14 protein-coding genes are annotated in these 13,935 nt (G+C 54.0%); 4 read left to right on the top strand and 10 right to left on the bottom strand.

All coding sequences use genetic code 11. The features are described 5' to 3' along the window. Positions 1-90: 90 nt before the first annotated feature. Positions 91-1,533, top strand: a complete 1,443-nt coding sequence (pyk, locus tag ACFX4O_RS10440; RefSeq protein WP_131409570.1) for a pyruvate kinase — start codon at positions 91-93, stop codon at positions 1,531-1,533. Between the two features lie 48 nt (positions 1,534-1,581). On the opposite strand, the gene lpxM is transcribed toward pyk, so the two are convergent. The 3 genes from lpxM to znuA all read right to left on the bottom strand — a co-directional run bounded on the left by lpxM (position 1,582) and on the right by znuA (position 4,978). Further along, complete coding sequence (lpxM, locus tag ACFX4O_RS10435) at positions 1,582-2,553, bottom strand: lauroyl-Kdo(2)-lipid IV(A) myristoyltransferase (RefSeq protein ID WP_131409568.1); 972 nt, start codon at positions 2,551-2,553, stop codon at positions 1,582-1,584. Positions 2,554-2,683: 130 nt separating this feature from the next. Continuing rightward, positions 2,684-4,018, bottom strand: a complete 1,335-nt coding sequence (mepM, locus tag ACFX4O_RS10430) for a murein DD-endopeptidase MepM (protein ID WP_380208550.1) — start codon at positions 4,016-4,018, stop codon at positions 2,684-2,686. 15 nt (positions 4,019-4,033) lie between these two features. Further along, positions 4,034-4,978 carry a zinc ABC transporter substrate-binding protein ZnuA gene (gene znuA / locus ACFX4O_RS10425; RefSeq protein WP_380208857.1) on the bottom strand — a complete coding sequence of 315 codons (945 nt, stop codon included), beginning with the start codon at positions 4,976-4,978 and terminating at the stop codon, positions 4,034-4,036. A gap of 78 nt (positions 4,979-5,056) precedes the next feature. Between znuA and znuC the strand changes: the two genes are divergently transcribed. Both znuC and znuB read left to right on the top strand, forming a co-directional pair. Then, positions 5,057-5,812 (top strand): zinc ABC transporter ATP-binding protein ZnuC, encoded by a 756-nt coding sequence (gene znuC / locus ACFX4O_RS10420; RefSeq protein ID WP_380208548.1) that lies wholly within the window; start codon positions 5,057-5,059, stop codon positions 5,810-5,812. Then, positions 5,809-6,594 (top strand): zinc ABC transporter permease subunit ZnuB, encoded by a 786-nt coding sequence (znuB, locus tag ACFX4O_RS10415; protein WP_131409562.1) that lies wholly within the window; start codon positions 5,809-5,811, stop codon positions 6,592-6,594. Before znuC ends, znuB begins: the two co-directional genes overlap by 4 nt. A gap of 39 nt (positions 6,595-6,633) precedes the next feature. Here the strand turns inward: znuB and ruvB are convergent, their stop codons facing one another. From ruvB to ACFX4O_RS10400, 3 genes are all read right to left on the bottom strand, one after another. After that, the gene (ruvB, locus tag ACFX4O_RS10410; RefSeq protein WP_131409560.1) at positions 6,634-7,644 is read right to left on the bottom strand and encodes a Holliday junction branch migration DNA helicase RuvB; all 1,011 of its coding nucleotides are present in this window, start codon (positions 7,642-7,644) and stop codon (positions 6,634-6,636) included. Positions 7,645-7,652: 8 nt separating this feature from the next. Beyond that, positions 7,653-8,264 (bottom strand): Holliday junction branch migration protein RuvA, encoded by a 612-nt coding sequence (ruvA, locus tag ACFX4O_RS10405; protein WP_380208545.1) that lies wholly within the window; start codon positions 8,262-8,264, stop codon positions 7,653-7,655. Positions 8,265-8,362: 98 nt separating this feature from the next. Beyond that, a complete protein-coding gene (locus ACFX4O_RS10400) occupies positions 8,363-9,244 on the bottom strand; it encodes an SDR family oxidoreductase (RefSeq protein WP_380208543.1) in 882 nt (293 codons plus the stop codon). A 95-nt stretch (positions 9,245-9,339) separates the two neighbouring features. On the opposite strand from ACFX4O_RS10400, the gene ACFX4O_RS10395 reads away from it, so the two are divergent. Next, on the top strand, positions 9,340-10,158 hold the full coding sequence (locus ACFX4O_RS10395) for a helix-turn-helix transcriptional regulator (protein ID WP_380208541.1): 819 nt from the start codon (positions 9,340-9,342) through the stop codon (positions 10,156-10,158). Positions 10,159-10,184: 26 nt separating this feature from the next. Here ACFX4O_RS10395 and ruvC read toward each other — a convergent pair whose 3' ends face one another. The 4 genes from ruvC to aspS form a co-directional block, all read right to left on the bottom strand. Beyond that, complete coding sequence (gene ruvC / locus ACFX4O_RS10390) at positions 10,185-10,706, bottom strand: crossover junction endodeoxyribonuclease RuvC (RefSeq protein WP_020454125.1); 522 nt, start codon at positions 10,704-10,706, stop codon at positions 10,185-10,187. Between the two features lie 37 nt (positions 10,707-10,743). Next, complete coding sequence (locus tag ACFX4O_RS10385; protein WP_131409552.1) at positions 10,744-11,484, bottom strand: YebC/PmpR family DNA-binding transcriptional regulator; 741 nt, start codon at positions 11,482-11,484, stop codon at positions 10,744-10,746. 146 nt (positions 11,485-11,630) lie between these two features. Continuing rightward, positions 11,631-12,074 (bottom strand): dihydroneopterin triphosphate diphosphatase, encoded by a 444-nt coding sequence (gene nudB / locus ACFX4O_RS10380; protein WP_017456927.1) that lies wholly within the window; start codon positions 12,072-12,074, stop codon positions 11,631-11,633. 1 nt (position 12,075) lies between these two features. Then, positions 12,076-13,854, bottom strand: coding sequence for an aspartate--tRNA ligase (gene aspS, locus ACFX4O_RS10375; protein ID WP_380208538.1), 1,779 nt, complete (start codon positions 13,852-13,854; stop codon positions 12,076-12,078). Positions 13,855-13,935 lie beyond the last annotated feature (81 nt).

Here is a 13,935-nt window from a genome sequence, read left to right as displayed (position 1 = left end):
GATCTGACGCATCGCCCTTCACAGCAGGGCGCCAAATGACCGGATTTATGTTCACGCAACACCAAGTTGTTTCAGTCAACGGAGTATTACATGTCCAGAAGGCTTCGCAGAACCAAAATCGTAACCACCTTAGGCCCGGCTACTGACCGCGATAACAACCTTGAAAAGGTGATCGCTGCAGGTGCTAACGTGGTACGTATGAACTTCTCACACGGAACACCTGAAGATCATAAATTACGTGCGGATAAGGTGCGTGAGATTGCGGCAAAACTGGGACGTCATGTTGCTATCCTTGGCGATCTACAAGGGCCAAAAATTCGTGTTTCCACCTTTAAGGAAGGCAAAGTTTTCCTGAACATCGGGGATAAATTCCTGCTTGATGCCAACCTCGGTAAAGGTGAAGGCGACAAGGAGAAAGTGGGCATTGATTATAAAGGTTTGCCTGCCGATGTTGTTCCGGGCGATATCCTGCTGCTGGACGATGGTCGCGTACAGCTGAAAGTGCTGGAAGTTCAGGGCATGAAAGTGTTTACCGAAGTGACCGTCGGTGGCCCGCTATCTAACAACAAAGGTATTAACAAGCTGGGTGGCGGCCTTTCTGCTGAAGCGCTGACTGAAAAAGACAAAGCGGATATCGTAACAGCTGCATTGATTGGCGTTGACTACCTGGCCGTATCCTTCCCGCGCTGCGGTGAAGATCTTAACTATGCTCGCCGTCTGGCGCGCGATGCCGGTTGTGATGCCAAAATCGTGGCAAAAGTTGAACGTGCGGAAGCAGTATGCAGCCAGGATGCGATGGATGACGTGATCCTTGCTTCCGACGTTGTGATGGTCGCCCGCGGCGATCTCGGTGTTGAAATCGGTGACCCGGAACTGGTTGGTATCCAGAAAGCGCTGATCCGCCGTGCGCGCCAACTGAACCGTGCGGTGATCACCGCGACGCAGATGATGGAATCGATGATCACGAACCCGATGCCAACACGCGCGGAAGTAATGGACGTTGCCAACGCTGTGCTCGACGGCACCGATGCGGTCATGCTCTCTGCCGAAACTGCCGCAGGTCAGTATCCGTCCGAAACCGTTGCTGCAATGGCGCGTGTATGTCTGGGCGCGGAGAAAATTCCAAGTATCAATGTCTCCAAGCACCGCCTGGATATTCAATTCGACAACGTGGAAGAAGCGATTGCGATGTCGGCTATGTATGCGGCAAACCACCTGAAAGGTGTGACCGCTATCATTTCAATGACAGAATCGGGTCGCACCGCGCTGATGACCTCGCGCATCAGTTCGGGGTTGCCGATTTTCGCCCTCTCTCGCCATGAACGTACCCTCAACCTGACAGCCCTGTATCGCGGCGTCACCCCGGTCTATTTCGACAGCGTAAATGACGGCGTGACAGCAGCTCACGACGCAGTAAACCTGCTGCGTGATAAAGGCTATTTGCTGTCCGGCGACCTGGTTATTGTGACTCAAGGTGATGTGATGAGTACCATCGGTACCACGAATACCACGCGTATTCTGACCGTTGAATAAGCGTTTATAAAAGCAAAAGGCCTCTCACTGAGAGGCCTTTTTTATAGGCTACTTTTTCACAAATAAATCTTTGCGCCTGTAAGGCTCGGTCTCACCCGGTTTCCGCGTTTTTAGCAATTTGAGGATCCAGGTGTATTGCTCAGGATGCGGACCAACAAATTTTTCAACTTCTTCGTTCATACGGCGGGCAATCGTATTGTCATCGGCGGTGAGCAGGTCATCCATCGGCGGACGCACCTGAATAATCAGCCGGTGTGTTTTCGCATCATAAATTGGGAACATCGGCACCACGCGCGCGCGACACACTTTCATCAGCCGGCCAATAGCAGGCAGGGTTGCTTTATAGGTTGCAAAGAAATCAACAAACTCGCTTTGCTCCGCTCCGTGATCCTGGTCCGGCAGGTAGTAACCCCAGTAACCCTGACGTATCGACTGGATAAAAGGCTTGATGCCATCATTACGCGCATGTAAACGCCCGCCAAAACGACATCGCACGGTATTCCATACATAATCGAATACTTTGTTGCCCTGATTATGAAACATCGCTGCTATGTTTCGCCCTTGTGATGCCATTAACATCGCCGGGATATCAATGCCCCACCCGTGCGGAACAAGGAAAATAACCTTCTCTTCGTTGCGGCGCATTTCATCAATAATTTCTTGCCCCTGCCATTCCACACGCGGCATGACTTTTTCCGGGCCACGTAGCGCCAGTTCCGCCATCAGAACCATAGCTTGTGGCGCAGTGGCAAACATCTCATCAATAATGGCCTCTCTTTCCGCATCGCTTTTTTCAGGGAAGCAGTAGTAGAGATTGATCTGCGCACGGCGACGCGCGCTTTTGCCAAACTTTCCGACCAGACGCCCAAGTTTACCGAGTAAAGGATCGCGCACCGACGGCGGGATCAGCGCTACGCCAGCAAAAGCCAGCACTCCAAGCCACGCGCCCCAGTAACGCGGGTAGCGAAATTCTTTTTCAAACACGGGAATATATTCAGCGGTATTTTTTTTCGTTTCCATGCATCTTCCGCAGGCGAGAAATCAGTTCACATAAAGTAATGGGATAGTGTAGCGAGGCGCCATCCATCGCACAAAAGAAAAAACCGATGCGGTTAAGGCATCGGCTTTGGACGCACATTTGTTAAACGAATCAGTCGACTTTTAACTGGGGTAAAACTTCTTTAACCTGTGCCAGATAATCCTTGCGATCCGAACCGCTTAATCCTTCGGTTCTCGGCAGTTTCGCCGTTAACGGGTTAACCGCTTGCTGGTTGATCCACACTTCGTAGTGCAGGTGCGGCCCGGTAGAACGCCCGGTATTACCGGAGAGTGCAATACGATCGCCACGTTTCACTTTCTGCCCCGGTTTTACCAACAGCTTGCGCAGGTGCATATAACGCGTGGTATACGTGCGTCCGTGACGAATAGCGACATAGTTGCCTGCGGCCCCGCTGCGTTTCGCCACGACTACTTCGCCATCACCGACTGCAAGCACAGGCGTCCCTTGTGGCAACGCGAAATCAACACCTTTATGTGGCGCAACTCGACCGGTGACAGGGTTCAGACGGCGGGGGTCAAAATTCGAAGAGACGCGGAACTGCTTGGATGTCGGGAAGCGCAAAAACCCTTTTGCCAGGCCTGTACCGTTGCGATCGTAAAATTTACCGTCTTCCGCGCGGATTGCATAATAATCTTTACCGTCGGAACGCAGACGCACACCAAGCAACTGGCTTTGCTCTTGCTTGCCTTCCAGCATTTCGCGCGACATCAGAACGGAGAATTCATCGCCTTTTTTCAGCTTGCGAAAATCCATCTGCCACTGCATAGCTTTAATCACCGCGCTGATTTCAGCGCTGGTTAACCCGGCGTCGCGCGCGCTGGAAACAAAACTCCCACCGACAGTCCCTTTCATCACCGAGTTTACCCAATCGCCCTGCTGCGTTTCGCTACTCATTTTGAAGCCGCCATCAATGCGGTCATAAGTGCGGGTCTCGCGGCGGGACATTTCCCAGGTCAAACGCTGCAAATCGCCATCTGCGGTGAGAGTCCAGGAGATCTGCTGGCCGATTTTCAGGTTACGCAGTTCTTTATCCGCAGCGGCAAGCTGGCTGATATCACCCATATCAATACCGTACTGGTTAAGAATGCTGCTCAGCGTATCGCCCGTGGATACCACATATTCATGTACGCCGGCTTCACTGGCTGTTTTCTCGTCAAGTTCATCCTGCGGAATGTCATCAACATCATCATCCGAGGCAGTTTGGTCAATAGGTTCGCTGGCTTCCGGCAGCAATGAACGAATTTCACTCTTCGGCAGCTCGATCGCTTTAACAATGGGTGTAACGGATTCGGATTGGGGGTGGTAAACGTACGGGCGCCATACGGCGACCGTGAGAGTGAGAACTGTAAGCGACCCCAGCATAACGCGGTGGGGTCGGGGCAGATTATTAAATGCCAGGGCGACAGAGCGGGCTATCTGTTGCACGTATTCACTTCCTCGTTATTCTCCTTTCAGGCAGCTCGCATACTGATGTGAAAGTTGGGCAAGGAACTGCGGATAGCTCTCTTTGCCTAACTTGATGCCGATACCGAGCGGATCCAACGTTCCCATTCGAACGGATGTCCCCCTGGCAACAGCTTCTACGACCGCTGGCCTGAACTGTGGCTCAGCAAAAACGCAGGTTGCTTTTTGCTCAACCAACTGTGTTCTGATTTCATGTAAACGCTGCGCACCAGGCTGAATTTCGGGGTTGACGGTAAAGTGACCCAGCGGAGTCAGTCCGTAGTGTTTTTCAAAGTAGCCGTAGGCGTCATGAAAAACGAAATACCCTTTCCCTTTCAGCGGTGCCAGCTCGTTACCGACCTGTTTATCGGACTGGGCTAATGATGCCTCAAATGCTTGCAGGTTGGCGTCCAGCTTGGCTCGACTTTGCGGCATAACTTCCACTAATTTATCGTGGATTGCAACCGCCGACAGCCGCGCAATTTCTGGGGAGAGCCACAGATGCATGTTGTATTCACCGTGATGGTGATGCTCGTCACTTTTTTCATCATGATGATGTCCGTCATCATGGTCGTGCTCATCTTCTTCCGACCCCTTCATGAGTAGCGTTTTCACGCCATCCAGTTCCGCCATCGTCACTAATTTTTTCGCCGGGATTTGCTGCGCGGAACGCACCATAAAAGCTTCCATTTCAGGCCCGACCCAAAATACTAAGTCCGCGTTCTGTAAGCGTTTTACATCCGACGGACGCAGGGAATAATCATGCTCTGATGCGCCGTCCGGCAATAATACTTCCGTGGACGTCACCCCATCGGCGATTGCTGACGCGATAAACCCCAGCGGCTTTAATGACGTTACAACTGCGGCGTTAGCCGTTTGTGCTGTCCCACCGAGAAGCGCAGCGGATAACGCTGCGCAAAGAAGCGTATTTTTATGTAACATAATGCGACTATTAATCGTAATGAATAAGTGGAATGTGATATTATAACATTCGACAACTTGTGCAACCCCATAAATGCTATGACGAATCTTGTAACGCTCGAAAATGTCACCGTCGCATTCGGCCAACGGCGCGTCCTGTCTGATATTTCGCTGAATTTACGCGCCGGTAAAATTTTAACCCTGCTGGGCCCTAATGGCGCGGGCAAATCAACGCTGGTGCGCGTTGTGCTTGGGCTGATAGCACCCGACTCCGGGTTGATCAAGCGTGACAAAACGCTGCACATTGGATATGTGCCGCAGAAGTTACACCTTGACGCTACCTTGCCACTCACCGTTGGCCGTTTTATGCGTCTCCGGCCGGGCACAAGTAAGGACGATATTGTTCCCGCGCTGAAACGTGTGCAGGCTGCACATCTGGTCGATGCGCCAATGCAAAAACTGTCTGGCGGCGAAACCCAGCGCGTATTATTGGCGCGAGCTCTGCTTAATCGCCCGCAATTGCTGGTTCTTGATGAGCCAACCCAGGGCGTTGATGTCAATGGGCAAGTGGCGCTGTACAACCTGATAGACCAGCTGCGTAAAGAGCTGGACTGCGCTGTACTGATGGTGTCTCACGATCTGCATCTGGTTATGGCAAAGACTGATGAAGTGCTCTGCCTGAATCACCATATTTGTTGTTCCGGAACGCCGGAAGTGGTTTCGATGCACCCGGAATTTATCTCCATGTTCGGTCAGCGTGGTGCAGAACAGTTGGGAATTTATCGCCACAATCACAACCACCGCCACGATTTACAAGGCCGCATTGTGCTGCGCCAGGGTAATGGACACTCATGATTGAATTGTTACTGCCCGGCTGGCTTGCCGGGGTTATGCTCGCCTGCGCGGCGGGCCCGTTGGGTTCATTTGTCGTCTGGCGGAGAATGTCATATTTCGGCGATACGCTCGCGCATGCTTCTCTGTTGGGTGTCGCTTTCGGATTATTGCTGGACGTAAACCCATTTTATGCAGTGATCGCCGTTACGTTGCTGCTGGCCGCCGGACTGGTGTGGCTGGAAAAACGGCCACATCTGGCAATTGATACTCTGCTGGGAATCATGGCGCACAGCGCACTATCGCTTGGTCTGGTTGTTGTCAGCCTGATGTCAAATATCCGTGTCGATTTAATGGCCTATTTGTTCGGGGACTTACTGGCAGTGACACCAGGCGACCTGGTGGCGATCGCCCTGGGCGTTGTTGTGGTGCTGGGGATGTTGTTCTGGCAATGGCGCAATCTGCTGTCTATGACCATTAGCCCCGAGCTGGCATTTGTTGACGGCGTTAAGCTTCAACGAGTGAAGCTGCTGCTGATGCTGATTACCGCATTAACCATTGGCGTTGCCATGAAATTCGTGGGTGCGCTGATCATCACCTCACTGCTGATTATTCCTGCCGCGACGGCGCGACGCTTCGCTCGTACGCCGGAGCAAATGGCGGGCATCGCGGTCGGTATCGGGATGATCGCCGTGACTGGCGGACTGACATTTTCGGCCTTTTATGACACGCCCGCTGGCCCATCCGTGGTGTTGTGCGCGGCGCTGCTGTTTATCTTCAGCATGATGAAGAAACCCGCCAGTTAAAGCGAAAGGCCGGAAGCAAATGCTCTCCGGCCTTTCGCTTTATGGCATTTGCGGTGGCGTAATACCGAAGTGGTTCCACGCCCTTACCGTCGCCATCCGACCGCGCGGCGTGCGCTGCAAAAAGCCCTGCTGGATAAGATACGGCTCCAGCACATCCTCAATCGTTTCGCGCTCTTCGCCAATGGCTGCTGCCAGGTTGTCCAGCCCGACCGGGCCGCCGAAGAATTTATCGATAACCGCCAGCAGCAGTTTACGATCCATATAGTCGAATCCTTCGGCATCGACATTCAGCATGTCCAGTGCCTGGGCCGCTATATCAGCGGTGATATCGCCGTCATACTTCACCTCGGCGAAATCACGCACACGCCGCAATAGACGATTTGCGATACGCGGCGTACCGCGTGCGCGGCGCGCTACTTCCAGCGCACCCTCGTCGCTCATCTCCAGCCCCATATAACGCGCGCTGCGTCCCACAATGTGCTGTAAATCCGCAACCTGATAGAACTCAAGACGCTGCACAATACCGAAACGATCGCGCAGCGGCGAGGTCAGTGAACCCGCGCGTGTTGTCGCGCCAATCAAGGTAAACGGCGGTAAATCGATTTTGATAGAACGTGCGGCTGGCCCTTCACCAATCATGATATCCAGTTGGTAATCTTCCATCGCCGGATAAAGCACCTCTTCGACAACCGGCGAGAGGCGGTGAATTTCATCGATAAACAACACATCATGCGGCTCAAGGTTAGTGAGCATCGCGGCAAGATCGCCCGCTTTTTCCAGCACTGGCCCTGAGGTAGTGCGCAAATTGACACCCATCTCGTTTGCCACGATATTCGCCAGCGTCGTTTTACCTAAGCCCGGTGGGCCAAAGATAAGCAGATGATCCAGCGCGTCACCACGCAGTTTTGCCGCCTGGATAAAGATCTCCATCTGCGAGCGCACCTGCGGCTGACCGATATATTCGTCGAGCATTTTTGGCCGAATAGCGCGGTCTGCGACTTCTTCTATATTGGTACTGGCGGGCGTGACCAGACGGTCTGCTTCAATCATCCTCTACCTCACAATGCCGCGCGCAGCGCTTCACGGATCAGGGTTTCACTGTTGGCATCCGGACGCACAATCTTACTTATCATCCGGCTGGCTTCCTGAGGTTTATAGCCCAACGCCACCAACGCAGCAACGGCTTCTTGTTCCGCATCATCCGTCGCCGGGCTTGCCGGAGAGGCCAGTACTAAATCGGCGGCCGGAGTGAAGAGATCGCCGTGTAAGCCTTTAAAGCGATCTTTCATCTCGACAATCAAACGCTCGGCGGTTTTCTTCCCAATGCCAGGTAATTTGATCAGCGCAGCAGGGTCTTCACGTTCAACCGCGTTGACAAACTGCTGCGCCGACATGCCGGACAGAATCGCCAGCGCCAGCTTTGGCCCAACGCCATTGGTTTTGATGAGCTCACGAAACAGCGTCCGTTCCTGCTTGTTATTAAAGCCGTACAACAGCTGAGCATCTTCGCGTACCACAAATTGTGTAAAAACAACCGCCTCTTTTCCAGCGTCCGGGAGCTCGTAAAAGCAGGTCATAGGCATATAGACTTCATATCCTACGCCCCCTACTTCCAGCAGAACCAATGGGGGTTGTTTTTCTACAATGATGCCTCTGAGTCTGCCTATCACGTGACGCTCCTGCGTTAACGGCTGAAAGTGTAATGCCGTATCATAAAAAAAGGCTGGATAGATATCCAGCCGAATATACAGGAAAACGCGAGCGTGGTTCAGGAATTCGCGTAATAGGCCGCATCCGCAAGATCGGTCAGCAAATCGCATTGCGCAGGCTGCCAACCTAAAACGTCACGGGTTCGCTCGCTGGTCGCCGACATATCCGCGGCGGCAAAGGTGGCAAACCAGCCAAAATGTTCTGCATCACGTGATTCAGCGGGCAGGCCCAGCATATTGCCAATGGCGATAGCAATTTCCCGCATGGGAATCCCCTCCTCCGCTACCGCATGGTACACCGTTTCCGTTACGCCACTTTCCAGTGCCAGCCGGTAGACCTTCGCGGCATCCAGGCGGTGCACCGCCGCCCAGCAATTATTGCCCTCACCCGGCCAGGCTGATACACCGGTTTTCTTCGCCAGCGCGATCAAAATCGGGATAAAACCGTGATCACCTACCCCATGAACCGTTGGTGCCAAGCGCACGCTGGCAGTCCGGACACCTTTTTCGACCAGATCCTGTGCCGCAAATTCGGAACGGCGCAGGTAATTCGGGTCGCTAACAGGTTTATCCTTTTCAGTTGCTGCCCGCCCTTGAACCAACCTTGCCAGCCCCGAGGTCACCAGTAACGGGCGTTCGCTACCGAGTAGCGCTTCCCCCATGACTTCAATGGCGCGCCTGTCCTGTTCGCAATTTTCCGCAAAACGGGAAAAGTCGTGATTAAAGGCGGTATGGATCACCGCATCCGCACACGAAGCCGCGTCAAACAAAACGGAATGATCGTCCAGCGTTCCGGCAATGACCTGCCCCCCTGCGGCCAGCAACGCTTGTGCTTTGTCCGCATTTCTTGCCAGGCCACTCACCTGGTGCCCGGCAGCAATCAGTTCTGCCGCCACTTTTGCGCCGACCCAACCGGTCGCGCCCGTTAGAAAAACATGCATGCGTGTGCCTCCTGATGTTGACTCGCGCCGTTATCCTTATAAATATCCGTGGTAGTGAAAAGTAGTGACTTTATCGGGGTATAAGGACTAACAGGATGCAGAGCGTTACTCAGCCTAAAGATCTGGGCAGTTATCTGAAATCGCGCCGGGCGCAGCTTGATCCTGCGGCGCTGGGTTTTCATACCGCGCGGCGACGAACGCCAGGGCTGCGTCGTGAAGAGGTGGCGCATCTGGCCTGTATTAGCGCCACCTGGTACACCTGGCTTGAGCAAGGGCGAGGAGGTACGCCTTCAGCAGAAGTGCTGGAACGCATTTGTCAGGCGCTACGTCTTTCCGAGCGCGAACGCGAACACGCTTTTCATCTGGCATTAGGCCGCGCACCGGGCATGCTTTCCATGTCGAGGGGGACAGTGACGGAAAGGCTGCAAAAGGTGCTGGACTGTATGCACCTGAGCCCGGCGATGATCCGCAATGCAACATGGGATGTGCTCGCCTGGAACAAAGCCGCTACGGTGGTGTTATCCGATTACCCCAGTCAGCCCGCACATGAACGTAATATTCTGCGGCGCATTTTTCTTAATCCTCAGGCACGCGCCGCGCAGGTGGACTGGCATTCGCTCGCCCGCTTTCTGGTTGCCGCATTTCGCGCAGACGCAACCCGCGCGGGTGCGTCGATTGAAATTCGTCCGCTGGTCGAAGAGCTCAGCGCGGCTTCTGCTGAGTTCGCCGAACTCTGGCAGAATAATGATATAGACGTAATGGAAGAAGGCACCAAGATCCTGCTGCATGGCGCTGTCGGTAGGTTGTCGCTGGAGTTCTCGAGTTTTTCGGTGGAAGGGCAACCGGACCTGACAATGGTGGTCTATAACCCATCAACCGACGAGGACGCGCGCAAGATAAGTTCGCTGCTATAAAAAAAGCGCCGGTAAACCGGCGCTTTTTAGCGTAATCGTCCGCGAGCCAGATTGAGCCTTGTGCTGCTCACCTGCAAAGCATTTTGGCTGACATGGCAATGCGTAATGGCGATAGCCAGCGCATCTGCAGCATCCGCCTGCGGGTTGGCGGGCAGTTTCAGCAACGTGCGCACCATATGCTGCACCTGGCTTTTTTCCGCGCTCCCAATGCCAACCACCGTCTGTTTTACCTGCCGTGCGGCATATTCAAACACCGGTAAATCCTGATTCACGGCGGCAACAATCGCCACACCGCGTGCCTGTCCCAGCTTGAGTGCCGAATCGGCGTTTTTCGCCATAAAGACTTGTTCGATAGCGAAAAAATCCGGCTGGAACTGGGTAATGATCTCCGTCACGCCCGCATAAATCAGCTTCAGACGCGACGGCAAATCATCCACTTTGGTACGGATACAGCCACTGCCCAGATAAGTCAGTTGCCGCCCCGTCTGGCGGATCACGCCATAACCGGTGACGCGCGAACCCGGATCGATACCGAGAATGATCGCCATTATGCGTCTCCGGTTACAGGCGAGTTAATCAGCGACATTAGAGTGTCGCCGCAACCTCATCAGAGATCTCACCATTGTGGTAAACCTCCTGCACATCGTCGCAATCTTCCAGCATATCGATCAGACGCAGCAGTTTCGGCGCAGTTTCTGCATCCATATCGGCTTTGGTCGACGGGATCATGGCGACTTCAGCGTTGTCCGCTTTCAGACCCGCGGCTTCCAGTGCGTCACGCACCGCACCCATCTCTTCCCACGCGGTGTAAACGTCGATTGCGCCATCATCAAACGTCACTACGTCTTCAGCACCGGCTTCCAGCGCTGCTTCCATAATGGTGTCTTCGTCGCCAGCGTCGAAGGAGATAACCCCTTTTTTGCTGAACAGATACGCGACAGAACCGTCGGTACCGAGGTTACCACCGCATTTGCTGAAAGCATGACGCACTTCCGCCACGGTACGGTTGCGATTGTCACTCAGACACTCCACCATCACCGCCGTGCCGCCAGGACCATAACCTTCATAAATGATGGTTTCCATGTTCGCGTCATCATCACCACCTACACCACGCGCGATTGCACGGTTTAAGGTGTCGCGGGTCATGTTGTTAGACAGCGCTTTATCAACCGCCGCACGCAGACGCGGGTTAGAACCGATATCACCACCGCCCAGACGAGCGGCCGTTACCAGTTCACGGATGATTTTGGTAAAAATCTTACCGCGTTTAGCATCCTGTGCCGCTTTGCGGTGTTTGGTGTTGGCCCATTTACTATGACCTGCCATAAAAAACTCTCCAATAAAGCCTTTTCCCGGCGGCTTTCAGCCCTCAGGCGCGTTGGCTGCTCCCGTTCGCGCCCGCTCCTTACCACAGTAAGCTGCTGGCGACGCCGGGGATTGCCACCTTCCTGAGAATTGAAATTCCAGGGAAATTAGTCGGCGTTAATAACAAATTCTTCAATCGCCTGCCGGTTGCTCCATGACTTGGTTAATGCCGCCGCTGCGGGCGCATCAAGCCAGCGGTACGCCAGATGTTCAGTAAAAACAATCTGCCGTTCATGGGGCAGCGCAAGACAAAACCAGGATTCGGTATTGTGCGTAACGCCCGGCGCATAGCGATGACGTAAATGACTAAATATTTCAAACTCCACCGTGCGCTGACAGTCGATTAAGGTCAGTTGCTCGAAAGCAATATCGATCTCGACCTCTTCCTTTACTTCACGCATGGCGGCTTGCGACGCTACCTCTCCTGCTTCAAGACTGCCGGTCACCGACTGCCAGAAATCAGGATCGTCGCGTCGCTGCAACATCAGCACCCGTTTCGTGTCCTCGGCGTAAATCACCACCAGCACGGAAACCGGGTGCTTAAAAGCCATCTTATTTATTCTCCGGCGTCTCTTTTTTGACGACAGAAATACCCAGTTCAGCCAGCGACGCCGGGTTGGCGAAGCTTGGCGCTTCCGTCAACAGACAGGCCGCAGCCGTGGTTTTCGGGAACGCAATCACGTCACGGATATTATCGGTGCCGGTCAGCAGCATGGTCAGACGATCCAGACCAAACGCGAGGCCTGCGTGCGGCGGCGTACCGTACTTCAGCGCGTCCAGCAGGAAGCCGAACTTCTCGCGCTGTTCCTGCTCATTGATGCCCAGAATGCCGAATACTGTTTGCTGCATTTCACCGCTATGGATACGCACAGAACCGCCGCCCACTTCATAGCCATTGATAACCATATCGTAAGCATTCGCGACGGCCTCTTCTGGCGCAGCTTTCAGCTCAGCTGCGGTCATATCTTTCGGCGAGGTGAACGGATGATGCATCGCGGTCAGACCGCCTTCGCCGTCATCTTCAAACATCGGGAAGTCAATCACCCACAGCGGCGCCCATTTGGCTTCGTCGGTCAGATTCAGGTCTTTACCCAGTTTCAGACGCAGCGCACCCAACGCATCGGCAACCACTTTTTTGTGGTCTGCGCCGAAGAAAATCATGTCGCCATCTTGTGCGCCAGTGCGTTCAAGGATGGCGCTAACAATTTCAGCGTTCAGGAATTTCGCAACCGGGCTGGTGATCCCCTCCAGTCCTTTTGCCGCTTCGTTGACCTTAATGTAAGCAAGGCCTTTCGCCCCGTAGATTTCGATGAATTTGCCGTAGTCGTCAATCTGTTTACGGCTAAGTTGTGCGCCACCTGGCACACGCAGCGCAGCAACGCGGCCTTTCGGGTCGTTTGCCGGGCCAGAGAACACTTTAAACTCGACCGCTTTCAGCAAGTCGGCCACGTCCACCAGCTCCATTGGGTTACGCAGGTCTGGTTTATCGGAACCATAACGGCGCTCGGCTTCGGCGAAAGTCATGATCGGGAAGTTGCCCAGATCCACACCACGAATTTCCTGCCACAGCTCGCGTACCAGCGCTTCCATCACTTCACGCACCTGCGGCGCGGTCATAAAGGAGGTTTCCACATCGATCTGGGTGAATTCCGGCTGGCGGTCAGCACGCAAGTCTTCGTCGCGGAAGCATTTGACAATCTGGTAGTAACGGTCGAAGCCGGACATCATCAGCAGCTGTTTGAACAGCTGCGGAGATTGCGGCAGTGCGTAGAATTTGCCTTTATGTACACGCGAAGGCACGAGATAGTCGCGCGCGCCTTCTGGCGTCGCTTTGGTCAGCATCGGCGTTTCAATATCGAGGAAACCGTGGTCATCCATAAAGCGACGCACGAAGCTGGTGATCTTCGCGCGGGTTTTCAGGCGCTGAGCCATTTCCGGGCGGCGTAAGTCAAGGTAGCGATATTTCAGACGCGCTTCTTCGGTGTTGACGTGGTTGGAGTCCAGCGGCAGCACGTCAGAGCGGTTGATAATATTCAGCTCAGTGGCGAACACTTCCACTTCACCGGTTGCCATATCTTTGTTGATGTTTTTGCCATCGCGCGCGCGCACGGTACCGGTAATCTGAATGCAGAACTCATTACGCAGTTCAGAGGCGAGCTGGAACGCATCCTGATGGTCCGGGTCGAAAAACACCTGCACGATACCTTCACGATCGCGCATATCAATAAAGATAAGGCTACCGAGGTCACGACGACGGTTGACCCACCCACAAAGCGTTACTTGCTGTCCCACATGGGACTGATTGAGCTGCCCGCAATATACTGTACGCATGAGATATCCCTTAATTAGCTGCGCGCGACCCGCCGCCTGCGGCGGCAGGCACTCTGGTGGCAGCTATTTTCGTATGACACA

The sequence above is a fragment of the Kosakonia sp. YIM B13571 genome, from assembly GCF_042788095.1.
Lineage (GTDB): Bacteria > Pseudomonadota > Gammaproteobacteria > Enterobacterales > Enterobacteriaceae > Kosakonia > Kosakonia quasisacchari.
The sequence above is the reverse complement of the archived record's forward strand: the minus strand, read 5'-3'. Positions and strand labels throughout refer to the sequence as shown.